A 24,555-nucleotide genomic window follows, 5' to 3' on the forward strand; every position below is an offset into this window, starting at 1 on the left:
GTGGCGCGGCCGCCGAGGGCGGCGCGGCGGCGGTGGCCGGCAGGTTGCCGGTGCGGCCGTGCGACCGCTGACCACGATCCCGCGCGGTTGCCGCCGCGCCCGCGCGGTTGCCGCCGCGCCAGCGCGGCAGCTGGTCGGCAGGCAGCCAAACGCCGCGCAGCCGGTAGCGGCCGCGCGCCCATCGCTCACCGCAGGCGCTGCAACCGCACCGTCAGGCCGTCCACCGGCACCGGCAGCGACACGTAGTCCCACTTGATGCGGTATCCCTCGGGCACCGACCAGCGGTACGTGCGCAGCATTTCGTGCATCAGGAGCTTCACCTCGTTGTTCCCGAAGTGCATCCCGATGCACTTGTGCGCCCCGCCGCCGAAGGGCATCCACGCGAACCGGTGCGACTTGTCCTCCCGCCTGCCCTCCGCGAACCGCTCCGGGTCGAACGCCCGCGGGTTCGTCCAGTGGTCCGGCGAGTAGTGGTTGGTGTTCGGCGAGACGCTGCACATCGTGCCGGCCGGGATGTAGTGGCCCAGCACCTCCGTGTCCTTCACCGTCTTGCGCGGCAGCGACGGCACCGGCGCGGTCAGCCGCAGCGCCTCCTTGATCACCAGGTCCAGCGTCTTCAACGACTCCAGCGCCTCGAGGTCCGGCAGCTCGTCACCCAGCGCCAGCGACTCCTCCCGCGCCCGCTCCTGCCACGAAGGGTGCTTCGCCAGGTGGTAGGCGACCGCGGAGCTGGTGATCGTCGCCGTGTCGTGGGCCGCCATCATCAGGAAGATCATGTGGTTCACGACGTCGTCGTCGGTGAACTCGGCCCCGTCGTCGCCGCGCGCGTGGCACAGCGCCGAGAACAGGTCCGCGCCCTCGCTGCCCCGCTTCGACGGCAGCTTCTCCGCGAAGTACCGCTCCAGCACCCGCCGCCCGTGCAGGCCCGCCGCCCACCGGCCGCCCGGCACCGGCACCCGCACCAGCGCCGTCGCCGCCCGGACCGTGCCCACGAACGCCCGGTTGATCGCGTCGGCGTCCGCGCCCGGCGGCATGTCCATGAACACCCGCGACGCCACATCCAGCGTGAGCCGCTTCAGCAGCCAGTACAACCGTGGCCGCTCGGCGCCCGCCCAGGCTGCCACACCGGAGCGCAGCACGGGCGCCGCCTGCCGCATGTAGCCGGCGAGCTTGTCCCGCGTGAACGCCTCCTGCATGATCCGCCGGTGCAGGTGGTGCTCCTCGAAGTCCAGCAGCATCAGCCCGCGGTGGAAGAACCGCTCGATGAAGAACTGCCAGCCCTCCTGCGAGAACGCCTTGTCCTTGTTCACCAGCGCGGTCTGGGTGGCGTCCGGGCCGGCCAGCACGACGATCCGCTGCCCGAACGCCCCCATCCACGACACCGGCCCGTACTTTTCGAAGCGGTGCAGCGCGAAGTCCAGCCCGAACCGCATCGACTCGATGGCGTGCCCGATGATCGGCGCGCCCGCGTCACCCACGATCGGGGACAGCCCGCTGCCCGCGGGTGGCGTGGCGAGCTCCCGCACCGGCCACCGCTGGTCCATCAGGCGGCGGTCGACGGCCCGGGGGAGGGGGATGGCGGTCAGGGGTGGAACACGTTCCCGGAATGCCCTGACGACGGCACTGGTCACGATCGCGCCTCCTTGCGACAACACGTGTGATCACACCGTCCCGCACCACCCCCACTCCCGGCAAGGGTGAAATTTAGCGAGCGCTCAGTCCCAGGCGAGCGACCCGCCCGTCTGGTACTCGGTCACCCGCGTCTCGAAGAAGTTCTTCTCCTTGCGCAGGTCCATCGCCTCCGACATCCACGGGAACGGGTTCTCGTTCTCGCCGAAGATCGGGGCCAGTCCGAGTTGCTGGGCACGCCGGTCGGTGATGAAGCGCAGGTACTGCTCGCACAGCGCCGCCGACAGCCCGAGCATCCCGCGCGGCATCGTGTCCCGCGCGTAGGCGACCTCCAGCTCGCACGCCTCGGTCAGCATCTGCCGCACCTCGGCCTGGAACTCCGGCGACCACAGGTGCGGGTTCTCGATCTTGATCTGGTTGATGCAGTCGATGCCGAAGTTCAGGTGGATCGACTCGTCGCGCAGGATGTACTGGAACTGCTCGGCGATCCCCACCATCTTGTTGCGCCGCCCCAGCGACAGGATCTGCGCGAACCCGGTGTAGAACCACATGCCCTCGAACACCACGTAGAACGCCACCAGGTCACGCAGGAAGTCCTGGTCGGCGGCCGCCGTGCCGGTCGCGAAGTCCGGGTTCTCCAGGTTCCGCGTGTACTTCAGCGCCCACGCGTCCTTGTCGGTGATCGACGGGACCTCGCGGTAGGCGTTGAACAACTCGCCCTCGTCCAACCCGAGGCTCTCGCAGATGTACTGGAACGTGTGCGTGTGCACGGCCTCCTCGAACGCCTGGCGCAGCAGGTACTGGCGGCACTCCGGGTTGGTGATCTGCCGGTACACCGCCAGCACCAGGTTGTTCGCCACCAGCGACTCGGCCGTGGCGAAGAACCCGAGGTTGCGCTTGACCATGCGCCGCTCGTCCTCGGTCAGCCCGTCCGGCGACTTCCACAGCGCGATGTCGGCCTGCATCGCCACCTCGGTCGGCATCCAGTGGTTCGTGCAGCCGGCCAGGTACTTCTCCCACGCCCAGTGGTACTTCAGCGGCAGCAGCTGGTTGACGTCGGCGCGGGCGTTGATCATCGCCTTGTCGTCGACGCTGACCCGGTCCGCGCCGCGGCTGATCGCGCCCAGCCCGGTGGCGTCGGTTTCGGTGGTGTTCACTGGCAGGCCTCGCAGTCGGGGTCGTCGATCCGGCACGCGGCGAACTCGGGCTCCGGCACGGCAGCGGGCACGGCAGCCGGAACCGCGGCGGGCACCGCGTTGAGCTTGCCGTCGGTGCCACGCAGGGTGCTCTTCTCCACGCTCGTGGCGGCCTTGGCACGCAGGTAGTAGGTCGTCTTCAGGCCCTTGTGCCAGGCGTACCGGTACAGCTCGTCGAGCTTGCGGCCGCTCGGCGCGGCGATGTAGAGGTTGAGCGACTGGGCCTGGTCGATCCACTTCTGCCGGCGCGACGCCGCGTCCACCAGCCAGCGGCTGTCGATCTCGAAGGCGGTCGCGTACAGCCGCTTCAGATCGGCCGGCACCCGGTCGATCTGCGCGAGGCTGCCGTCGAAGTACTTCAGGTCCGCCACCATCGCCTCGTCCCACAGCCCGCGCTCCTTCAGCGCCGCGACCAGGTGCGGGTTGACCACGGTGAAGTCGCCGGACATGTTCGACTTGACGTAGAGGTTCTGGAACAGCGGCTCGATCGACTGCCCGACCCCGCAGATGTTGGAGATCGTCGCGGTCGGCGCGATCGCCATCACGTTGGAGTTGCGCATCCCGCCGCGCACCACCGCACGCAGCGCGTCCCAGTCCAGAGTGGACGACGAGTCGACGTCCAGCGCGTCACCCTGGCGCGCCTCGGCCAGCAGCCGCAGCGAGTCCAGCGGCAGCACGCCCTGGCTCCACAGCGAGCCCTCGAACGTCTCGTAGGCGCCCCGCTCCTGGGCGAGCTGCGCGGACGCGGCGATCGCGTGATAGCTCAGGTGCTCCATGCTGCGGTCGGCGAACTCCACTGCCTCCGGGCTGTCCACCGGCAGGCCGAGCGTGAACAACGCGTCCTGGTAGCCCATCAGCCCCAGCCCGACCGGGCGGTGCCGCAGGTTGGACCGGCGGGCCTCCGGGATCGTGTAGAAGTTGATGTCCACGACGTTGTCCAGCATCCGCACCGCCGTGCGCACCGTGCGCTCCAGTTTCGCGGTGTCCAGGCCGTCGGCCGTGACGTGCCGGGCCAGGTTGACCGAGCCGAGGTTGCACACGGCGACCTCGTCGGCGCTGGTGTTCAGCGTGATCTCGGTGCACAGGTTGGACGAGTGCACCACGCCCGCGTGCTGCTGCGGCGAGCGCAGGTTGCACGGGTCCTTGAAGGTGATCCACGGGTGCCCGGTCTCGAACAGCATGGTCAGCATCCGCCGCCACAGCTCCACCGCCCGCACCCGGCGGAACACCCGGATCTCGCCGCGATCGGCCGCGGCCTCGTACTCGCGGTAGCGATGGGCGAACGCGTTGCCGTAGAGGTCGTGCAGGTCCGGGGTCTCGTCGGGGGAGAACAGCGTCCACTGCGCGTCGGCCTCGACACGGCGCAGGAACTCGTCGGGCACCCAGTTGGCGGTGTTCATGTCGTGGGTGCGGCGCCGGTCGTCGCCGGTGTTCTTGCGCAGGTCGAGGAACTCCTCGACGTCGATGTGCCAGGTCTCCAGGTACGCGCACGCCGCGCCCTTGCGCTTCCCGCCCTGGTTGACCGCCACCGCCGTGTCGTTGGCGATCTTCAGGAACGGCACCACGCCCTGGGAGGTGCCGTTGGTGCCCTTGATGTGGGCGCCGAGGCCGCGCACCGGGGTCCAGTCGTTGCCCAGCCCGCCGGAGTACTTCGCCAGCAGCGCGTTGTTCTTGTAGGACTGGAAGATCGCGTCCAGGCTGTCCTCGACCGTGGTGAGGAAGCACGACGACAGCTGCGCCCGGGTGGTGCCGGAGTTGAACAACGTCGGCGTGGAGGCCATGAAGTCGAAGCTGGACAGCAGGTCGTAGAACTCGACGGCACGGGCCTCGCGGTCGTCCTCACGCAGGGCCAGGCCCATCGCCACCCGCAGGAAGAACGCCTGCGGCAGCTCGAACCGGGTGCCTCGCTCGTGCAGGAAGTACCGGTCGTAGAGGGTCTGCAGCCCGAGGAAGCCGAAGTCCAGGTCGCGCTCCGGGCGGATCGCGGCGGTGACCTTGTCCAGGTCGAAGCGGGCCAGCTCCGGGTCCACCAGCTCCAGCTCGATCGCGTGGCGCAGGTAGTCGCGGAAGTAGGCGGGGTAGTCCAGCTCGGCCTGCGACGCCTGGCGCGGCTCGCCCACGAGGTGGCTCAGCGCCTCGCCGCGCAGCTTGTCCAGCAGCAGGCGGGCGGTGACGGCCGAGTAGTTCGGCTCCCGCTCGACCAGGGTGCGGGCGGCCATGATCAGCGCCAGGGCCAGCTCGTCGGCGCTGATTCCGTCGTAGAGGTTGCGCTCGGCCTCGGTCAGCACCGGCTCGGCCGCGACGTCGGCGATCCCGGCGACCGCCTCGCCGACGACGCGGGCGATGCGCTCGCGGTCCAGCGGGCGCAGCTCGCCGTCCGGGTGCGTGACCCTAATCGCCGCTGGTGGGGGCGTGGTTTCGCGGGCCTTGGCGTGCTCCTCGCGGTAGAGCACGTAGGCGCGGGCGACCTTGTGGTAGCCACCGCGCATCAGCGCCAGCTCCACCAGGTCCTGGATCTGCTCCAGGTGCACGGCGTCACCGGTGGCGTGGCGGCGCAGCGAGGCCTCGACCTGCGCGGTCAGCTCGGCCACGACGTGGTGGATCCGCGACGACGCGGCGGCCCCGTCGCCCTCGGCCGCGAGGAAGGCCTTGGTCAGCGCGACGGAGATCCGGCTCGCGTCGAACGGCGACGCCTCGCCGTCCCGGCGGATCACCCGCAGCGTGGCTGCCGGCGCCGGGGAGGTTTCCACAGACATGCATCACTCCGTTTTCGGGCGCGTTTCATCGGCACACCGGCCTGGGTGCCGGCGTGCTGGGGGTGGGCACGACTCGTACCGGACGGGCCCGCGCTCGCTTCCCCAGCCGTCGGACCCTGCCGGTGATCGAAGACTACATCTTGGGGTCGCCCTGTCCAGATACCCCAAGATGCGGGCGTGTCGGCGTGGCGTGCTAGCCAAAACAATCAAGCGTGCTTGATTTTTCCGCGGACTGGTGCCAGGCTCGCCTCCAAGCGTGCGCGAGGAGGCGATGGCGTGGCGGACCCCGGACCGATCCTGCGGGACCTGGCCGACGAGAGCCGGGAGCTCGACGACCTGGTGAGCGAGGCGAGGTGGTCGACCCCGACCCCGGCGAAGGGCTGGACGATCGCGCACCAGATCGCGCACCTGGCGTGGACCGACGCCAAGTCGCTGATCGCGGTGCGCACCCCGGACGAGTTCCCGGCCGAAGTGCAGCGGGCGCTGGCCGCGGGCGACGAGTTCGTCGACCAGGGCGCGCGGGAACTGGCCGCGAAACCACGTGACGAGCTGCTGGCGATGTGGCGGTCCGGGCGCGACGAGCTGGCCCGCGAACTGGCGCGCGTGCCGGAGGGCCAGAAGCTGCCCTGGTACGGGCCGCCGATGAGCGCCGCGTCCATGGCGACCGCGCGGCTGATGGAAACCTGGGCGCACGCGCAGGACGTGTACGACGCGCTCGGCCTGCGGCGGGAGCCGGCCCGGCGGCTGTGGCAGATCGCGCGGTTCGGCGTGCGCACCCGCGACTTCGCGTTCTCGGTGCACGGACTCGCACCGCCCGCCGAGGAGTTCCGCGTCGAACTGTCCGGTGTAGACGGTGAGGAGTGGACGTTCGGCCCGGCGGACGCGGCGCAGCGCGTCACCGGGTCCGCGCTCGGGTTCTGCCTCGTCGTCACGCAGCGGCGGCACCCGGCCGACACCGACGTCGTCGCCATCGGGCCGGACGCCGAGAAGTGGCTGGAGATCGCGCAGGCCTTCGCCGGGCCGCCCGGCGCGGGCCGGAAGGCGGGGCAGTTCGCATGAGCGACGTGCTGCGCATCGGCAACGCCTCCGGGTTCTACGGCGACCGGTTCTCCGCCGTGCGCGAGATGCTCACCGGCGGCCCGCTGGACGTGCTGACCGGGGACTACCTCGCCGAGCTGACCATGCTGATACTCGGCCGCGACCGGCTCAAGGACCCCAGCCGCGGCTACGCCAAGACCTTCCTGCGCCAGATGGCGGACAACCTCGCGCTGGCCAAGGAGAACGGCGTCCGGATCGTCACCAACGCGGGCGGACTCAACCCGGCCGGACTGGCCGCCGCGATCCGCGAGCTGGCCGGGGAGCTGGGCCTGGACATCGCCGTGGCCCACGTCGAGGGCGACGATCTGCTGTCCAGAGTGGACGAGCTGGGGCTCGGGAAACCGCTGACCGCCAACGCCTACCTCGGCGCGTGGGGCATCGCCGCGTGCCTGGAGCGCGGCGCGGACGTGGTGGTCACCGGCCGCGTCACCGACGCCTCGCTGGTCGTCGGCCCGGCCGCCGCGCACTTCGGGTGGGCCCGCGACGACTACGACGCCCTCGCCGGCGCGGTCGCCGCCGGGCACGTCATCGAATGCGGCGCCCAGGCCACCGGCGGCAACTACGCGTTCTTCACCGAACACGACACCGGCACCCCCGGCTTCCCGATCGCGGAGATCGCCGCCGACGGCTCCAGCGTGATCACCAAGCACCCGGGCACCGGGGGAGCGGTGACCGCGGGCACCGTCACCGCCCAGCTGCTCTACGAGATCGCCGGCGCCCGCTACGCCGGGCCCGACGTCACCGCCCGGTTCGACACGCTGACGCTGACCGAGGACGGCCCGGACCGGGTGCGGATCTCCGGCACCCGCGGGGAGGCGCCACCACCGACGCTCAAGGTCTGCCTGAACACCCTCGGCGGCTTCCGCAACGAGACCACGTTCGTGCTGACCGGACTGGACATCGAGGCCAAGGCGGAGCTGGTGCGCGACCAGCTCGAAGACGCGCTGAAGGACCGGCCGCCCGCCGAGATCCGCTGGACGCTGGCCCGCACCGACCACGAGGACGCCGACACCGAGCAGCGCGCCAGCGCGTTGCTGCACTGCGCGGTCAAGGACGCCGACCCCAAGGTGGCCGGGCGCGCGTTCAGCGGCGCGGCGATCGAACTGGCCCTGGCCAGCTACCCCGGCTTCCACGTCACCGCGCCGCCCTCGGACGCCTCGCCGTACGGCGTCTACACCGCGGCCTACGTGGACGCCGCCGAGGTGCCGCACGTGGCCGTGCTGCCGGACGGCTCCCGGGTGGACATCGCCCCCGCCTCCGACACCCTGCCGCTGTCCGAAGTGGACGAGCCGGAACTCCCGGAACCGCTGCCCGACGGGCCGGCCCGCCGCGTGCCGCTGGGCACGATCCTCGGCGCCCGCAGCGGCGACAAGGGCGGCGACGCCAACCTCGGCGTGTGGGCACGCTCCGACGACGCGTGGCGCTGGCTCGCGCACCACCTGACCGTCGAGGAGTTCCAGCGGCTGCTGCCGGAAACCGCGGACCTCACCGTCCGCCGGTACGCGCTGCCCAACCTGCGTGCGCTCAACTTCGTCGTCGAAGGACTGCTCGGCCAGGGCGTCGCGGCGCAGGCCCGGTTCGACCCGCAGGCCAAGGCGCTCGGCGAGTGGCTGCGCTCCCGTCACGCCGACATCCCGGAGGTGCTGCTGTGACCGACCCGTTCGCCACGCCCGAGCGGACCGCGCTGCGCAAGACCGTGCGCCGGTTCGTCGAGGCCGAGGTGCTGCCGCACCTGGACGAGTGGGAGCGCGCCGGCGAGCTGCCGCGCGACCTGCACCGCAAGGCAGGCGAGATCGGCCTGCTCGGGGTGTCGTTCCCGGAGAGCGCCGGCGGCGGTGGCGGCGACTTCCTGGACGCGATGACCGTCACCGAGGAGATCCTGTACGCGGGCGGATCGGGCGGGCTGATCGCGTCGCTGTTCACCAACGGCATCGCGCTGCCGCACATCGTCACCGCGGGCGACCCCGAGCAGATCGAACGCTGGGTGCGGCCGACCATCGAGGGCCGCCTCATCGGGTCGCTGGCGATCACCGAGCCCGACGGCGGCTCCGACGTCGCCGGCATCCGTACCACCGCTCGCCGCGACGGCGACCACTACGTCGTCAACGGCGCCAAGACCTACATCACCTCCGGCACTCGCGCTGACTTCGTGACCACCGCGGTGCGCACCGGCGGCCCGGGCGCTCACGGCGTGTCGCTGCTGGTGATCGAGCGCGGCACACCGGGGTTCACGGTCAGCCGCAAGCTGGAAAAGATGGGCTGGCACTGCTCGGACACCGCGGAACTGTCCTTCGCGGACGCCCGGGTGCCCGCGACGAACCTGGTCGGCGAGGAGAACACCGGGTTCATCCAGATCGCGACCCACTTCGTGACCGAGCGGCTCTCGCTCGCGGTGCAGGGCTACGCGACTGCCCAGCGCGCGCTGGACCTGACGCTGGAGTGGTGCCGGCTGCGGCAGACGTTCGGCCGTCCGCTGATCTCCCGCCAGCTGGTGCAGCACAAGCTCGTGGAAATGGCCCGGCGGATCGACCTCGCCCGCGTCTACACCCGGCACGTCGCGCAGGGGTTCGTCGCCGGTGAGGAGGTCATCGCGGAGGCCTGCTTCGCGAAGAACACCGCGGTCGAGACGGCCGAGTGGGTGGTCAACGAGGCGGTCCAGCTGCACGGCGGCCTCGGCTACCTGCGGGAGTCCGAAGTGGAACGGCACTACCGCGATGTCCGCATCCTCGGCATCGGCGGCGGCACCAACGAGATCCTGGCGGGTCTCGCGGCGAAACGATTGGGGTACACGGCTTGAGCGTGATCCGGTCCGGAGTGGACACAGGGAGCGCGGAGTTCGCGGCCAACCGGGAGGCGATGGCGGCCAAGCTCGCCGAACTCGAGGCCGAGCACGCGAAGGCGATCGCGGGTGGCGGTGAGAAGTACGTGGCGCGCCACCGCAAGCGCGGCAAGCTGCTCGCGCGCGAGCGGATCGAGCTGCTGATCGACGAGGACTCCCCGTTCCTCGAACTGTCGCCGCTGGCCGCCTGGGGCACCGACTACACCGTCGGCGGCAGCGTGGTCAGCGGCATCGGCGTCGTGGAAGGCGTCGAGTGCATGATCGTGGCCAACGACCCGACCGTGAAGGGCGGCGCGAGCAACCCGGCGACGCTGAAGAAGAGCCTGCGGGCGGCGGAGATCGCGGCGGAGAACTGGCTGCCGACGATCAACCTGGTCGAGTCCGGCGGCGCGGACCTGCCCACCCAGAAGGAGATCTTCATCCCGGGCGGGCGCACCTTCCGCAACCTGACGAACTCCTCGGCCGAGCGCATCCCCACCATCGCGCTGGTGTTCGGCAACTCCACCGCGGGCGGCGCCTACCTACCCGGCATGTCCGACTACGTGGTGATGGTCAAGGAACGCGCGAAGGTGTTCCTTGGCGGCCCGCCGCTGGTCAAGATGGCGACGGGGGAGGAGTCCGACGACGAGTCGCTGGGCGGCGCGGAGATGCACGCGCGCACCTCCGGCCTGGCCGACTACCTCGCGCACGACGAGCAGGACGCGATCCGCATCGGCCGCAGCATCGTCAAGCGGCTGAACTGGCACAAGCAGGGCCCGTCCCCGAAACCGGACTACGACGAGCCGCTGCTGGACGCCGAGGACCTCCTCGGCATCGTGCCCGCGGACCTGAAGGTCCCGTTCGACCCGCGCGAGGTGATCGCCCGCGTCGTGGACGGCTCCGACTTCGACGAGTTCAAACCGCTCTACGGCACCAGCCTGGTCACCGGATGGGCGAGCCTGCACGGCTACCCGGTCGGCATCCTCGCCAACGCGCAGGGCGTGCTGTTCAGCGAGGAGTCGCAGAAGGCGACGCAGTTCATCCAGCTCGCCAACCAGACCGACACGCCGCTGCTGTTCCTGCACAACACCACCGGCTACATGGTCGGCAAGGAGTACGAGCAGGGCGGCATCATCAAGCACGGCGCGATGATGATCAACGCGGTGTCCAACTCGAAGGTGCCGCACCTGTCCGTGCTGATGGGCGCGTCCTACGGCGCCGGGCACTACGGCATGTGCGGGCGCGCGTACGGGCCGCGGTTCCTGTTCGCCTGGCCCAGCGCGAAGTCCGCGGTGATGGGCCCGGCGCAACTGGCCGGTGTGCTGTCGATCGTGGCCCGGCAGGCCGCGGCCGGGCGCGGCCAGCCCTACGACGAGGACGCCGACGCCGCGATGCGCGCGATGGTCGAGCAGCAGATCGAGGCCGAGTCGCTGCCGATGTTCCTGTCCGGCATGCTCTACGACGACGGCATCATCGACCCGCGGGACACCCGGACCGTGCTCGGGCTGTGCCTGTCCGCCATCCACAATGGACCGATCAGGGGCGCCGAGGGCTTCGGCGTCTTCCGGATGTGAGTGACGTGATCGACAACGTTCTGGTCGCCAACCGCGGGGAGATCGCCCGCCGCGTGTTCCGCACCTGCTCGGCGCTGGGCATTGCCCGGACGGCCGTGTTCTCCGACGCCGACGCCGCGTCACCGCACGTGGCGGAGGCGGACGCGGCGGTCCGGCTGCCCGGCAACACGCCGTCCGAGACCTACCTGCGCGCCGACCTGCTGGTCGAGGCCGCGCGCTCGGCGGGCGCGGACGCCGTCCACCCCGGTTACGGGTTCCTGTCCGAGAACGCCGGGTTCGCGCGGGCGGTGATCGACGCCGGGCTCACCTGGATCGGCCCGCCGCCGTCCGCGATCGAGACCATGGGCTCCAAAGTGGAGTCCAAGCGCCTGATGGACGCCGCCGGGGTGCCGGTGCTGTCCGAACTGGACCCGTCCGCGGTCACCGAAGGCGATCTTCCGGTGCTGGTCAAGGCATCCGCCGGTGGCGGCGGGCGCGGGATGCGCGTGGTGCGGACGCTCGGTGAACTCGCCGAGGCCGTGCGGAGCGCGAGCGCGGAGGCCGCGTCGGCGTTCGGCGACCCGACGGTGTTCTGCGAGCGGTACCTGGAGACCGGGCGGCACATCGAGGTCCAGGTGCTCGCCGACACCCACGGCACGGTGTGGGCGCTGGGGGAGCGGGAGTGCTCGATCCAGCGGCGGCACCAGAAGGTCGTCGAAGAGGCGCCGTCGCCCCTGGTCGACGACGCGATGCGGGCCGAGCTGTTCGACGCCGCGCGCAAGGCCGCGAAGGCGATCGACTACGTCGGCGCCGGCACCGTCGAGTTCCTCGCCACATCCGACGGGCGGTTCTATTTCCTGGAGATGAACACGCGCCTGCAGGTCGAGCACCCGGTCACCGAATGCGTCACCGGCCTGGACCTGGTGGCTCTGCAGATCCGGATCGCCGAGGGCGAGCGGCTGCCCGCCGAGCCGCCCGCGTCGCGGGGGCACGCGATCGAGGTGCGGCTGTACGCCGAGGATCCAGCCGCCGGGTGGCAGCCGCAGAGCGGCACGCTGCACCGGTTCGAGATCCCGGGCGTGGACGCCGAATTCGCCCTCGGCGGCGAGGCCGGGCTGCGGCTGGACGCGGGCGTGGTGGACGGCTCGGTGGTGGGCGTGCACTACGACCCGATGCTCGCCAAGGTGATCGCCTGGGCCCCGACGCGCGCCGAAGCGGCACGGCGCCTGGCGCGGGCGCTGGCCGGCGCACGCATCCACGGGTTGCGCACCAACCGTGACCTGCTGGTCAACATCCTGCGGCACGAGGAGTTCCTGGCCGGCAAGACAGACACGGCGTTCCTGGACCGGCACGGGCTGGACGTCCTGTCCCGGCCCGCCGCGGACGCCGCCGGCGTGCGGTGGTCGGCGACCGCGGCGGCGCTGGCCGAGGCCGCCGCCAACCGGGCATCGGCGCGGACCCTCGGCAGGCTGCCCGCCGGGTGGCGCAATGTGGCCTCCGCGCCGCTGCGCAAGCGCTACCTCGCCGGGGACACCGAGGTCGAGGTCACCTACCGTCCCGGGCTCCGCCTGGACGACGCGGAAGTCGTGGAGGCCACCCCGGACCGGGTGGTGCTCGACGTCGACGGCGTCCGGCGCGTGTTCCTCGTCGGCCGGTACCGCGGGCTGGTGTGCGTCGACTCCGCGCTCGGCGCCGTCGACCTCGTCCCGGTGCCGCGGTTCACCGACCCGGAGGCGGCGCTCGCCGCGGGTTCGCTGGTCGCGCCGATGCCGGGCACCGTGCTGCGGATCGCCGTCGCGGCCGGGGACACCGTCGCCGCCGGTGACCCCCTGCTGTGGCTGGAAGCCATGAAGATGGAACACCGGATCACCGCGCCGGCCGACGGCGAGGTCACCGACCTGCCCGTGACGGTGGGGCAGCAGGTCGAACCGGGCACCGTTCTCGCCGTCGTCACGCCGAAGGAGCAAGCATGAATTTCGTCGAGTCCGAAGAGCGGATCGCGCTGCGCAAGGCGGTCGGCGACCTGGCCCGCGCCTACGGGCACGAGTACTACGTGAAGGTCGCGCGCAGCGGCGGCCACACCAGCGATCTGTGGAACGAGGCCGGGCGGCTGGGGTACCTCGGGGTGTCGGTGCCCGAGGAGTACGGCGGCGGTGGCGCCGGGATCGGCGACCTCGCCGCGGTGTGCGAGGAGTTCTGCGCCGCGGGCACGCCGATGCTGCTGATGGTGGTGTCCCCGGCGATCTGCGCCACGGTGATCGCCCGGTACGGCACGGACGAGCAGAAGCGCTCGTGGCTGCCCCGGTTCGCCACCGGCGAGGTGCGGATGTCCTTCGCCATCACCGAACCCGACGCGGGGTCCAATTCGCACCGTCTCAAGACGACGGCACGCCGGGACGGCGCCGACTGGATCCTCAACGGGCGCAAGGTGTTCATCTCCGGTGTCGACGAGGCCGACGCGGTGCTCGTCGTCGGCCGCACCGAGGACGCCAAGACCGGCAAGCTGAAGCCGGCGCTGTTCATCGTGCCCACCGGCACGCCCGGGTTCGAGTACAAGCAGATCGAGATGGACCTCGTCTCGGCCGACAAGCAGTTCGGCCTGTTCCTCGACGACGTCCGACTGCCCGCCGAGGCGCTCGTCGGGTCCGAGGACGCGGCGCTGGCGCAGCTGTTCGCCGGGCTCAACCCGGAGCGGATCATGGGCGCGTCGTTCTCCATCGGCATCGCCCGGTACGCGCTGGAAAAGGGTGTGGCGTACGCGAAGGAGCGCAGCGTGTGGGGCGCGCCGATCGGCACCCACCAGGGCATCGCGCACCCGCTGGCGCAGGTCAAGATCGAGCTCGAGCTGGCCAAGCTGATGACCCAGAAGGCCGCCGCGCTGTACGACTCCGGCGACGACTTCGGGGCGGGCGAGGCGGCGAACATGGCCAAGTACGCCGGCGCCGAGGTCGCGATCAAGGCGGTCGACCAGGCGATCCAGACCCACGGCGGCAACGGCATGGCGTCCGAATACGGGCTGGGTACGCTGCTCGGGGCCGTCCGCGTCGGCCGGATCGCCCCGGTCAGCCGCGAGATGGTCCTCAACTTCGTCGCCCAGCACTCCCTCGGCCTGCCGAAGTCGTACTAGGAGGAAGACCCGTGCCGGAGCCCCGTCAGGAGCGCAGCCGGACCACCCGTCGCAAGCTCATCGACGCAGCCGTGGACTGCATCGGCGAGGTCGGGTGGGCCGGCACCACCGTCGCGCTCATCGCGCAGCGCGCCGGGGTCTCGCGCGGGGCCGCCCAGCACCACTTCCCCACGCGGGAGGACCTGGTCACGGCCGCGGTCGAGTACGTCGGCGAGGTGCAGATCGCCGAGATGCGGCGCGGCGCCGAGGGGCTGCCGTCCGGGCGGTCCCGCATCGAACCGGTCGTCGACATGCTGCTCAACCTCTACACCGGCCCGATGTTCCGCGCCGCGCTGCACCTGTGGGTCGCGGCGTCCAGCGATGAGTCCCTGCGGGCGGTGCTGGTGCCGCTGCAGGCCAAGGTCGGCCGGGAGGCGCACCGGCTGGCGGTCGACCTGCTCGGGGTCGACGAGGCGCGGCCCGGGGTGCGGGAACTGGTCCAGTCGACACTCGACCTGGCCCGCGGGCTGGGCCTGGCGAACCTCCTCGCCGACGACACCTCCCGGCGGCGCCGGATCATCCGCCAGTGGGCCCGGGTCCTCGGCCCCGCCCTGCCCGAGCCGGAAGTCACCGCGGTGGGTGGTTGACGGCGTGTCGCGGGACCGGTCGTTAACACTAATGGACCAGTGTGCGATAACAGAGGCAACAGCAGGTGACGACGCAAGGGGGTAGATCCCGGTGTCCGGTACAGGTGAAGAGTTGTCCCATCGGGCGATGGCGATGCTGCGAGCGGTGGCCCAGGGCCGCGCCGTGATGTCGTCCAGCGTCGAACCGGACCTTTTCATCGACGGAGTCGCCTGCTGCGACCAGATGGCCGCGCACGCCCTCGCCCACGGCGGCTACATCCGCCCGGACGGCGACGGGGAGCGCCTGGTGCCCGCGGTGCTGACCGAGGCCGGGCGGGCGGTGCTGGCGCCGGCCGTCGGGCACGTCGCCTGACCCGAGCCACGACTCCGGGGCGCCTTGGTGCGCCCCGGCAGGTTGATCACGGTGGTGCTGACCCGAGGCGCGCCTCCGGGGCGCTTTGGTGCGCCCCGGCAGGTTGATCGCCGTCGTGCGGTGCTGGGGAGCGCTTGGTGCCCGGGGTGCTGACCGGGGCCGGGCGGGCGGTGCTGGTGTCGGCCGTCGGGCACGTCGCCTGACCCGAGCCGTGATACCGGGCGTGGTGCGCTCCGGCTGGCTGATCAGGGCCGCGCTGACCCGAGCCACGACTCCGGGGCGCTTTGGTGCGCCCCGGCAGGTTGATCGCCGTCGTGTGGTGCTGGGGAGCGCTTGGTGCCCGGGGTGCTGACCGGGGCCGGGCGGGCGGTGCTGGTGCCGGTCGTCGGGCACGTCGCCTGATCCGAGCTGCGGCGCCGGGCGTGGAGCGCTCCGGCTGGCTGATCAGGGCCGCGCTGACCCGAGTCACGACTCCGGGGCGCCTTGGTGCGCCCCGGCAGGTTGATCACGGTGGTGCTGACCCGAGGCGCGGCTCCGGGGTGCCTTGGTGCGCCCCCGGCACCGGCTGATCGCCGCCGCGGTACCGGGTCGGAACTCCGGCGCTGAGTTGCCGGCGCCGGTCCCGCATGATCGGGGCCGCGGTCAATCCGCGGTCAGCAGCTTTCCGAGCAGCGCCGCGAGCTGATCGCGTTCCCCCGCGGACAGCGCCGCGAACGTGCGGTCCAGGAACCCGGGCGTCGCCGCCTCGGCTTTCGCCAGCGCCTGGCGCCCGCCGGCGGTGATCGTCACCGCGTACGCCCGCCGGTCCCGCGGATCCCGCTCCCGCCGGACGTGGCCGGCCTTCTCCAGGTCGTCGGCGATCCCGACCATCACGCTGCGGTCGATCCGCAGTTCCTCGCTCAGCACCTGCTGCGAACACGGCCCCACCGCCGCGAGCATCTTCAGCACCAGGTGCTGCCCGACCCCCAGTCCCTGCTCGCCCGCGGCCTTCTCCGCCGCCCGGGCCACCGACGCCGACGCGCGGCACAGCGCGATGTCGAGCCGTTCCGCCGCGAGCCGCGGGAAGTAGGACTCCTCCGATCTGGCCGCCATGACGCGCACACTACCACGAATCGTCTGCTCGCCAATTGTTTGACAGCAGATCAATCACAACCGTATGGTCGCAAACAATCTGCTGACAGACGATCTGGGAGACACTGATGACGCTCGATCTGACCGCCGACGAGGTCCTGTCCACCACTCGTGCCGTGCGCAAGCGCCTCGACTTCACGCGGCCCGTGCCGCGCCACCTGATCGAGGAGTGCGTCGACCTCGCCACCCAGGCCCCGACCGGACGCAACCGCCAGCGCTGGCACTTCCTGGTCGTCACGGGGAAGGCCCAGCGCGCCGCGGTGGCCGGCATCTTCCGGCGCGCGGTCCAGCTGGCGAGCGGCCGGCCGCTCACCGACAAGGACCTGCGCCGCATGACCGCCCACCCCGGATCGATGCGGCGCATCGGCGAGGGCGCCCAGTACCTCTACGACAACATCCACCGGGTGCCGGCGTTCGTGATCCCGGCCGTCGAGGGCCGCACCGACCACGCGCCGGTGCTGGACCAGGCGATGACGTGGGGCTCGATCCTGCCCGCCGTCTGGAGCTTCATGCTCGCCGCGCGCAACCGCGGCCTCGGAACGGTCTGGACCACCGCACACGCGCCGCTGGAGAAGGAACTCGCCGCCACCCTCGGCGTGCCGCACGACGAGGTCATGCTGGCCGCGCTCGTGCCGCTCGCCTTCACCCTCGGCACCGAATTCCGGCCCGCGCCGCGCATCGACCGGCGCGAGGTCCTGCACTGGGACCGCTGGTGAGCCTCAAGCGCGCGCCCAGCGACGGCCCACCGCCGCGTACAACCCGGCCGCCAGCGCGAACCCGACGAAACACGTCACGTCGCCCACCTCCGGCACCGCCCGCGGCACCGGACCCGCGTACAGCGTCTGGTTCGCGAACAACGCGATCGACACCACCGCCGCGACCAGGAACGCCACCAGTCCCTGCCAGCCCCACCGCCGGGTGTCCGGCAGCAGGCGCGCCAGCCCGGCCTGCCCGCGCCGCATCAACTGGTCGGCGAACACCACACCCAGCCACGGGCTCACCCAGTACGCGATCACCAGCAGGAAGTGCTCGTAGGCCGTCCCCGCGTCGGCGAGCCCCAGCCACGCCAGCACGAACCCGACGACGCCGAACGCGACCGCCACCATCGCCCGCCGCCACGCGAGCGGCAGCTCCACGCCCAGCGTGAGGAACGCGAGCGCTCCGGAGTAGACGTTCAGCGCGTTGGCGGCCACCGCTCCGAGCGCGATCGCCAGCAGCGTCAGCGCGGACAACCAGCCCGGCATGTGCCCGGTGAACGCCGCCGTCGGGCTGCCGTCCCCGCCGCCCAGCGTGGCCGACGCCGCGCCCGTCGCCATCAGCACCGTCGTCGCCACGAACAAGCCGCTGCCCGCGGCCCAGCCGACCGCCCGGCCGCTCACCGACTCCGGCAGGTACCGCGTGTAGTCCGCCGCGTAGGGGTTCCAGCCCGCGGTGTACCCGAACGCCGCGCCGACCGTCAGCAGGAACCCGCCCACCCCGCCGGTCCCGCCGACCGCGCTCGGCGACGCCTGCGCGAACGTGACCACCGCCCCGATCGCGAACACCACCGCCAGCACCCCGAAGATCCAGCGTTCGTAGGCCTGCACCAGGTTGTGTCCGAAGAACGCGATCCCGATCTGCAGCACCACCACGATCACCAGGCACAGCAGCACCGGCATCCCGGTCAGCGTGTTCAGCGCGAACGCCCCGCTGACGCTGTTGACCGCGAACCAGCCGATCCCCGCCGTCACCGACATCAACGCGGCGGGCACCGCGTTGCCGCGGTAGCCGAACGGCAGGCGGCTCAACACCATCTGCGGCACCCCGAACCGCGGCCCGCGCGCCGACAGCACGCCGTGCGACACCGCGCCCAGCCCGTTGCCGATCGCGACCGCGACCACCGCCTGCGCGAAGCTCAGCCCGAACGCCGACACCGCCAGCACGCCGACGAAGATCGTGGCGAACTCCAGGTTGGGCGAGGCCCAGGTCCAGAACAGCTGCCGCGGCCTGCCGTGCCGGTCCGCGACCGGCACCGGCTCGACACCGCCCGGTTCGACCGCGACGACTTTTTCGCCGTATTCGCCTGTTTTTCGCCCTGTCGTGGTCGCCATGGCAGCACCGTAGGCAGTCGATGTTGCGTCCGTGTTGCACCATCGGGTGAACGGCGGAACTATCCCGGGCGGCCCGGCGACCAGGACGGCGAACCACCTCCGAACGGAAGGGACACCACAATGGAGACGCCGGGCAACTGCAACTGCGGCAACTGCTGTGACTGCGGCGGGGAGTACGGCCGCAACTGACGTCGTGGCGCCCCCTGGCCCACCCGGGTCAGGGGGCGCCACGGTGATCGCGTCGAGCTTGCCGCGCAGGTACTCCGACGCCACGACCTCCGGGTACGCCGTGCGGCCCAGCGGCGGCGCGAGCGAGGCGATCCGCGCGTCGTGGTCGGTCTCGTAGAAGAAGATGAGCGACACGAGGTCCTCGTCCGGCGCGTCCGCCGACGGCGGCAGCACCCGGTGCCGCGTCGAGCGCCACCGGTCGCCCGTCCAGCGGGCCATCAGGTCCCCGATGTTCACCGTGAACGCCGCCGGGTCGAACGGCGCGTCCACCCACTCGCCGTCACTGGTGCAGACCTGCAGCCCGCCGACCCCGGCCTGCCGGTCCAGCACCGTCACCGTGCCGAAGTCGGTGTGCGGCCCGATCCGGAACTGCCCCGGTTCCGGCGCGCCGACCCGGTTCAGCGCCGGGTACCAGTTGATGTTGAACGTGTATGTCGGGTGCCCGGTGTGCCGCGTGAAGTGGTCTGCGGGCAGGCCGAGCGCGGCCGCGAATACCGTCAGCAGCTCGTCCGACAGTTCCCGCATCCGCGCCATGTACTCGCGTGACGCGGCCGCGAACTCCGGGACCTCCGACGGCCATACGTTGGGCTGGAACCAGAACTCGTCGACCTCCGGCACGCCGACCGCGGCGTCCGCGCCGACCGAGTAGGACTCCTTGAGGTCCGGCGGGGTTTCGGTGCCCTCGGCGTACCCGTTGGCCTCCACCCCGGGCGGCAGCCAGCCGCGCCCGCCGACCGTCACCGCGTACCGCCGCTTCACCTCGGCGGGCAGCGCGAAGAACTCCCGCGCCCGCGACCGCACCCGCGCGCGCAGCTCGTCCGGCACGCCGTGCCCGGTGATCAGCAGGAAGCCGGACTCCCGCAGCGCGCGATCCACCTCGGCGGCCACCCGTTCGCGGCCGGTGCCGTCGAACCAGGACGTCAGGTCGATCAGCGGAACGGACGGTGACATGGCAGCTCCTCAGGAAGTTTCGACCCCGATGTCCTCGAACCACAGATCCGGGCGCTCTTCGATGAACTCCGTCATCAGCGTGACGCACGCGGGGTCGTCGAGGATCGTGATGCCGACACCCAGCCCGGCCAGCCAGTCGTGGCCACCGGAGAAGGTGCGGGCCTCGCCGATCACCACGTGGGAGATGCTGAACTGCCGCACCAGACCACTGCAATACCAGCAGGGGGAGAGTGTGGTCACCATCACCGTGTCCCGGTAGTGCGGGCGCCTGCCCGCGTTGCGGAAGGCCGCGGTCTCGGCGTGCATCGACGGGTCGTCGTCCTGGACCCGCCGGTTGTGGCCCCGGCCGAGCAGCTCACCGTCCACAGTGAACAGCGCCGCGCCGATCGGCACGCCGCCCTCGGACTTGCCGAGCAGGGCCTCTTCGCGGGCGACGGCGAGCAGCCGGCCGGGATCGGGTTTCAGCATGCGCCCACTCTAGAGCGAAGCGAAGAACGCCAGGACGTCTTCGGCGAAGAGGTCGGGTTCCTCCATCGCCGCGAAGTGCCCGCCCCGGTCGAACTCCGTCCAGCGCACGATGTTGTTGTCGCGCTCGGCGAGGCGGCGCACGGGGAGCACGATGTCGTGCGGGAACACGGCGACGGCCATCGGCACGTCGAGCCCGGGCTGCCTGCCCCAGCTGCGGGCCGACTCCCGGTACAGCCGCGCCGACGACCCGGCCGTGCCGGTCAACCAGTAGATCATCACATTGGTCAGCATCAGGTCCCGGTCGACCGCGTCCTCCGGGGTGCCGTCCGAATCGGTCCACTCCTGGAACCGCTCGACGATCCAGGCGAGCTGACCGACGGGGGAGTCGTGCAGCGCGTAGGCCAGGGTCTGCGGGCGCGTGGACTGCAGTTTCATGTAGCCGGACAGCTCACGCTGGTAGTGCTCGCGTCGTCCCAGCCGCTCCTTGTCGGCCAGGGACAGCTCGTCCAGTTCGGCGGGGTTGCCGGACGGGGCGGTGCCGAGCATGTTGACGTGTACGCCGGCGACGTGAGCGGCGTCGTCGATTCCCAGCTGCCGCGAGATCGCCGAGCCCCAGTCGCCGCCCTGTGCGCCGTAGCGGTCGTAGCCGAGGCGGCGCATCAGCTCGGCGAACGCGCGGGCGATGCGCGGCACGTCCCAGCCGGTGTCGGTGGTCGGGCCGGAGAATCCGTAGCCGGGGATGGCCGGGATGACCAGGTGGTGCCGCGCCGACAGCGCCTCGATCACCGGCAGGAACTCCACGACCGAGCCGGGCCAGCCGTGCGTGAGGATGAGTGGCAGCGCGTCGTCGTCGGCCGCGCGGACGTGCAGGAAGTAGATGCGCTGGCCGTCGATCTCCGTGGTGAACTGGCCCAGCTCGTTGAGCCGCTTCTCGTACGCGCGCCAGTCGTAGCTCGTGCGCCAGTACCGGGTCAGCTCCTGGACGTAGCCGAGCGGGATGCCGTAGCTCCAGCCCACGCCCGGCAGCTCGTCGGGCCAGCGGGTCAGGTCGATGCGCGCGTGCAGGTCGTCGAGCTGGGACTGCGGGACGTCGAGGTGGAACGGGCGGATTTCGCTCATGCCGTGACGGTAGCGCCGATCACGCCGGGAACGAGGTTACCGACCGCTTAGTATGTGGGGTACGGTGGCCGTCGTGGCACCGTCGCTGTCAGGGTTGCGCGCCGAGCATGCGCAGGGTGAGGTCCGCGTACTCGCGGCCGAGCGCCTTGGGCGTCTTGCCGGTGCGCTCGCTGTACCAGCGCGCCACGTCGACGCCGAGCGACAGGACCGCTCGCGCGGCGGTCTTGACGTCGGCGACCACGAACTGCCCCTGCGCGACGCCGTCCTCGATGACGCCCCGCACCAGGTGCTCGATGCGGCGCCGCAGGTCGGCCACGACCTGGTACTCCTGCTCGGGCAGCGCCTGCAGCTCGTACTGCACGACGCGCGCCACGGTGTGCCGCCGCGCGTGCCAGGCCACGAAGTCGGCGACGATGCGGCGCATCCGCTCGGCCGGCTCGTCGGCGCGCTTGGCGACGTCCTCGACCAGGTCGAGCGTCTGCTGGTGCCCGCTCTTGCTGATCGCGAACAGCAGCGCGGCTTTCGACGGGAAGTGCACGTACAGCGCCGCCGGGCTCATGCCTGCCGCGCTCGCGATGTCGCGTGTCGTGGTCGCGTGGTAGCCGCGGCGGGCGAAGGACTCGACACCGGCCAGCATCAGCCGCCGTGCCGCGTCCGGCTGCACCTCCGGCCAGAGTTCGGCGGACAGCGAGATCGTCATGGCGGAATCCTCCCAGTAAGGAACCGCCTGGCGGGAGACTTGACACGGCGGTCCGGCCGTTCCCATTGTAAGCGAGCGCTTAGTCAAGGTGGACAGGAGACAGGAGCCCGATGGTGAACTCGTTCAAGGACCGCGTCGCGATCGTCACCGGGGCGAGCCGGGGCATCGGCCTCGGCGTCGCCCGCGAGCTGGTGCAGCGCGGCGCGCGGGTGTGCATCACCGCCCGCAAGCCCGAGCCGCTCGCCGACGCGGTGAACGAGCTGGGCGGGCCGGGCGTGGCGATCGCGGTGCCCGGCAAGGCCGACGACGCGGCGCACCAGGAGGAGGCGGTCGCGAAGACGGTCGAGACCTTCGGGCGGCTGGACATGCTGGTCAACAACACCGGCATCAACCCGGTCTACGGCCCCGTGCTGGACATCGACCCCGCGGCCGCCGCGAAGATCCTCGCCGTGAACGTGCTCGCGCCGCTGGCCTGGCTGCGCCACGCGCGCGACGCGTGGATGGGCGAGCACGGCGGGTCGGTCGTCAACGTCGCCTCCATCGCCGGGCTGCGTGCCTCGCCCGGGATCGGCATGTACGGCGTGAGCAAGGCGGCCGTGATCCGGCTGACCCAGGAGCTGGCGGTCGAGCTGGGGCCGAAGATCCGGGTCAACGCGGTCGCCCCGGCCGTGGTGAAGACGAAGTTCGCCACCGCGCTGTACGAAGGCCGCGAGGAGGAGGTGTCCGCGGCGTACCCGATGAAGCGGCTGGGCGTGCCGGAGGACATCGCGGGCGCGGTGGCGTTCCTGCTGTCCGACGAGGCCGGGTGGATCACCGGGCAGACCGTGGTTCTCGACGGCGGCGTGACCCTGGGAGGCGGGCTGTGAGCTTCGAACTGGACGGCGCCGGGGTCGTCATCACCGGCGGTGGCGGCGGGATCGGGGCGGCGCTGGCGCGCCGGTTCGCCGCGGCGGGCGCGCGGATCGTGGTGGCGGACCTGGACGGCCCGGCCGCCGAGGCGGTGGCCGCGGAGGTCGGCGGGGTCGCGGTCGCCGGCGACGCGGCCGGGGTCGACGGGGTGGCGGCGCTGATCACGCGGGCGTCGGCGGAGCTGGGCGCGATCGACCTGTTCTGCGCCAACGCCGGGATCGCCCCGCACGGCGGGCCGGAGGTGCCCGAGGAGGTGTGGGCGCGGGCGTGGGACGTCAACGTGATGGCCCACGTCCGGGCGGCTCACCTGTTGTTGCCCGGGTGGCTGGAGCGCGGGCGGGGCCGGTTCCTCGCGACGGTGTCCGCGGCCGGGCTGCTGACCAGCCTGGGGTCCGCGCCGTACTCGGTCACCAAGCACGGCGCGCTGGCGTTCGCCGAGTGGTTGTCGGCGACGTACCGGCACCGGGGCGTCACGGTCCAGGCGATCTGCCCGCAGGGGGTGCGGACGAACATGCTGGCCGCGACGGGCGTCGGCGGGCAGCTGATCATGGGCGCTTCGGCGATCGAGCCGGACCAGGTGGCCGACACGGTGATGGAGGCCTTCGTGGACGACCGGTTCCTGATCCTGCCGCACCCCGAGGTCGCCGAGTACTACGCCACCCGCGCGACACAGACGGACCGGTGGCTGGGCGGGATGAACAAGCTGCAGCGCAAGGTGGAGTCCGCGCTGGGCGAGTGACGGTCGGCCCCGGTCGCACCCGGGAGGTGCGACCGGGGCCGCGGATATGCTGTGCCGGTCGAGGAAGGACGTGCGGATGACCGAGGAGCCGGTGCCGGCGAGGCTGCTGTCGGCGGCGACGCGGTTGTTCGCCGAGCGGGGGTTCGACCGCACGTCGGTGCAGGAGATCGTCGCCGCGGCCGGCGTCACCAAGGGCGCGATGTACCACTACTTCGGCTCGAAGGACGACCTGCTGCACGAGATCTACGGCCGCGTCCTGCGGTTGCAGACCGAGCAGCTGGAGAAGGTCGTGGCCAGTGGCGAGCCGGTGAGCGCGCGCCTGCACGCGGCCGCCTCGGATGTTGTCGTGAGCAGCATCGACAACCTCGACGACACGACGATCTTCTTCCAGTCCATGCACCAGCTCAGCCCGTCGAAGCGCAAAGCGGTACGCGCCGACCGGCGGCGCTACCACGTGCTGTTCCGGTCGCTGATCGAAGAGGGCCAGCGCGAGGGCGTGTTCCGGACGGACAAACCGGCGGACATCGTGGTGGACTTCTTCTTCGGCTCCGTGCACCACCTGGCGGTCTGGTACCGCAGCGACGGGCGGCTGAGCGCGCAGGAGGTCGGCACCCACTACGCCGATCTGCTGGTCGATTCGCTGCGGCCCTGACCTTGCCACGGGGTGGCACGCGAGATGGCCATCGGTGGGGCCGCATGGTGTCCACTGGTGGGGCCGTGAGGTGCCCATCGGTGCGGTCGCGAGGTGCCGGTGCGCGGTGGGGCCGCGAGATGCCCATCGGCGCGGACGTGAGATGTCCATCCGCGCGGCGCGGCCATGAAATGTCCGTTCGTGTGGCCGTGACATGACCGTTCGCGCGGCCATGAGGTGTCCATTCGTGTGGGGTGGCCACGAGATACCCGCTCGCGCGGCGCGACATGTCCGCTCGTGCGGCGCGAGGTGCCCACTGGTGTGGCTGCGATTGGACCAGCATCGGATCACGATCGCCATGACTGCCCCACTCGCTCGTAACCGGGCAACCGGGTTTGTCGCCTGAACGACCGCGCGATTCGCGGCCGCACGAT

The 24,555-nt window shown here is 71.5% G+C and carries 20 protein-coding genes; 12 read left to right on the top strand and 8 right to left on the bottom strand.

Features of this window, described 5'->3' with window-relative positions:
- Nucleotides 1-185: 185 nt before the first annotated feature.
- The 3 genes from ACCP09_RS32010 to ACCP09_RS32020 form a co-directional block, all read right to left on the bottom strand.
- Nucleotides 186-1,631, bottom strand: coding sequence for a cytochrome P450 (locus tag ACCP09_RS32010; RefSeq protein ID WP_433752452.1), 1,446 nt, complete (start codon nt 1,629-1,631; stop codon nt 186-188).
- Nucleotides 1,632-1,715: 84 nt separating this feature from the next.
- Nucleotides 1,716-2,786 (bottom strand): ribonucleotide-diphosphate reductase subunit beta, encoded by a 1,071-nt coding sequence (locus ACCP09_RS32015; protein WP_433752454.1) that lies wholly within the window; start codon nt 2,784-2,786, stop codon nt 1,716-1,718.
- Nucleotides 2,783-5,581 (bottom strand): ribonucleoside-diphosphate reductase subunit alpha, encoded by a 2,799-nt coding sequence (locus ACCP09_RS32020; RefSeq protein ID WP_433752456.1) that lies wholly within the window; start codon nt 5,579-5,581, stop codon nt 2,783-2,785. The genes ACCP09_RS32015 and ACCP09_RS32020 overlap by 4 nt, the downstream gene beginning before the upstream one ends.
- A gap of 276 nt (nt 5,582-5,857) precedes the next feature.
- On the opposite strand from ACCP09_RS32020, the gene ACCP09_RS32025 reads away from it, so the two are divergent.
- From ACCP09_RS32025 to ACCP09_RS32060, 8 genes are all read left to right on the top strand, one after another.
- Nucleotides 5,858-6,640: a TIGR03084 family metal-binding protein gene (locus ACCP09_RS32025; protein WP_123685981.1), complete on the top strand. Its 783-nt coding sequence runs from the start codon at nt 5,858-5,860 to the stop codon at nt 6,638-6,640.
- Nucleotides 6,637-8,331, top strand: a complete 1,695-nt coding sequence (locus tag ACCP09_RS32030) for an acyclic terpene utilization AtuA family protein (RefSeq protein WP_433752459.1) — start codon at nt 6,637-6,639, stop codon at nt 8,329-8,331. Before ACCP09_RS32025 ends, ACCP09_RS32030 begins: the two co-directional genes overlap by 4 nt.
- Entirely contained in the window at nt 8,328-9,476 is a 1,149-nt protein-coding gene (locus tag ACCP09_RS32035; protein ID WP_433752461.1) for an acyl-CoA dehydrogenase family protein, read from the top strand. The genes ACCP09_RS32030 and ACCP09_RS32035 overlap by 4 nt, the downstream gene beginning before the upstream one ends.
- On the top strand, nt 9,473-11,071 hold the full coding sequence (locus ACCP09_RS32040; RefSeq protein ID WP_433752463.1) for an acyl-CoA carboxylase subunit beta: 1,599 nt from the start codon (nt 9,473-9,475) through the stop codon (nt 11,069-11,071). The genes ACCP09_RS32035 and ACCP09_RS32040 overlap by 4 nt, the downstream gene beginning before the upstream one ends.
- Before the next feature lie 5 nt (nt 11,072-11,076).
- The gene (locus ACCP09_RS32045) at nt 11,077-13,023 is read left to right on the top strand and encodes a biotin carboxylase N-terminal domain-containing protein (protein ID WP_027928787.1); all 1,947 of its coding nucleotides are present in this window, start codon (nt 11,077-11,079) and stop codon (nt 13,021-13,023) included.
- Nucleotides 13,020-14,177: an acyl-CoA dehydrogenase family protein gene (locus ACCP09_RS32050; protein WP_433752466.1), complete on the top strand. Its 1,158-nt coding sequence runs from the start codon at nt 13,020-13,022 to the stop codon at nt 14,175-14,177. The genes ACCP09_RS32045 and ACCP09_RS32050 overlap by 4 nt, the downstream gene beginning before the upstream one ends.
- A gap of 11 nt (nt 14,178-14,188) precedes the next feature.
- Nucleotides 14,189-14,803: a TetR/AcrR family transcriptional regulator gene (locus tag ACCP09_RS32055; protein ID WP_027928788.1), complete on the top strand. Its 615-nt coding sequence runs from the start codon at nt 14,189-14,191 to the stop codon at nt 14,801-14,803.
- A gap of 127 nt (nt 14,804-14,930) precedes the next feature.
- Complete coding sequence (locus ACCP09_RS32060; RefSeq protein WP_017982967.1) at nt 14,931-15,155, top strand: hypothetical protein; 225 nt, start codon at nt 14,931-14,933, stop codon at nt 15,153-15,155.
- Nucleotides 15,156-15,797: 642 nt separating this feature from the next.
- Here ACCP09_RS32060 and ACCP09_RS32065 read toward each other — a convergent pair.
- Nucleotides 15,798-16,247, bottom strand: a complete 450-nt coding sequence (locus tag ACCP09_RS32065; RefSeq protein WP_433752469.1) for a MarR family winged helix-turn-helix transcriptional regulator — start codon at nt 16,245-16,247, stop codon at nt 15,798-15,800.
- Between the two features lie 107 nt (nt 16,248-16,354).
- Between ACCP09_RS32065 and ACCP09_RS32070 the strand changes: the two genes are divergently transcribed.
- The gene (locus ACCP09_RS32070; protein ID WP_027928790.1) at nt 16,355-17,002 is read left to right on the top strand and encodes a nitroreductase family protein; all 648 of its coding nucleotides are present in this window, start codon (nt 16,355-16,357) and stop codon (nt 17,000-17,002) included.
- Nucleotides 17,003-17,005: 3 nt separating this feature from the next.
- On the opposite strand, the gene ACCP09_RS32075 is transcribed toward ACCP09_RS32070, so the two are convergent.
- From ACCP09_RS32075 to ACCP09_RS32090, 4 genes are all read right to left on the bottom strand, one after another.
- The gene (locus ACCP09_RS32075) at nt 17,006-19,555 is read right to left on the bottom strand and encodes a cytosine permease (protein WP_433752471.1); all 2,550 of its coding nucleotides are present in this window, start codon (nt 19,553-19,555) and stop codon (nt 17,006-17,008) included.
- A 9-nt stretch (nt 19,556-19,564) separates the two neighbouring features.
- On the bottom strand, nt 19,565-20,023 hold the full coding sequence (locus ACCP09_RS32080) for a nucleoside deaminase (protein WP_017982963.1): 459 nt from the start codon (nt 20,021-20,023) through the stop codon (nt 19,565-19,567).
- A gap of 9 nt (nt 20,024-20,032) precedes the next feature.
- Nucleotides 20,033-21,142 (bottom strand): epoxide hydrolase family protein, encoded by a 1,110-nt coding sequence (locus tag ACCP09_RS32085; protein ID WP_433752474.1) that lies wholly within the window; start codon nt 21,140-21,142, stop codon nt 20,033-20,035.
- A gap of 88 nt (nt 21,143-21,230) precedes the next feature.
- Nucleotides 21,231-21,842 (bottom strand): TetR/AcrR family transcriptional regulator, encoded by a 612-nt coding sequence (locus ACCP09_RS32090; RefSeq protein ID WP_027928794.1) that lies wholly within the window; start codon nt 21,840-21,842, stop codon nt 21,231-21,233.
- A gap of 110 nt (nt 21,843-21,952) precedes the next feature.
- Here ACCP09_RS32090 and ACCP09_RS32095 point away from each other — a divergent pair, with 110 nt between their 5' ends.
- The 3 genes from ACCP09_RS32095 to ACCP09_RS32105 all read left to right on the top strand — a co-directional run bounded on the left by ACCP09_RS32095 (nt 21,953) and on the right by ACCP09_RS32105 (nt 24,142).
- The gene (locus ACCP09_RS32095) at nt 21,953-22,708 is read left to right on the top strand and encodes an SDR family oxidoreductase (protein ID WP_433752476.1); all 756 of its coding nucleotides are present in this window, start codon (nt 21,953-21,955) and stop codon (nt 22,706-22,708) included.
- A complete protein-coding gene (locus ACCP09_RS32100) occupies nt 22,705-23,490 on the top strand; it encodes an SDR family NAD(P)-dependent oxidoreductase (protein ID WP_433752478.1) in 786 nt (261 codons plus the stop codon). Before ACCP09_RS32095 ends, ACCP09_RS32100 begins: the two co-directional genes overlap by 4 nt.
- 76 nt (nt 23,491-23,566) lie before the next feature.
- The gene (locus ACCP09_RS32105; protein WP_208722439.1) at nt 23,567-24,142 is read left to right on the top strand and encodes a TetR/AcrR family transcriptional regulator; all 576 of its coding nucleotides are present in this window, start codon (nt 23,567-23,569) and stop codon (nt 24,140-24,142) included.
- Nucleotides 24,143-24,555: the final 413 nt, after the last annotated feature.

It is taken from the genome of Amycolatopsis sp. 3B14 (assembly GCF_050958625.1).
Taxonomy (GTDB): domain Bacteria; phylum Actinomycetota; class Actinomycetes; order Mycobacteriales; family Pseudonocardiaceae; genus Amycolatopsis_E; species Amycolatopsis_E thermoflava.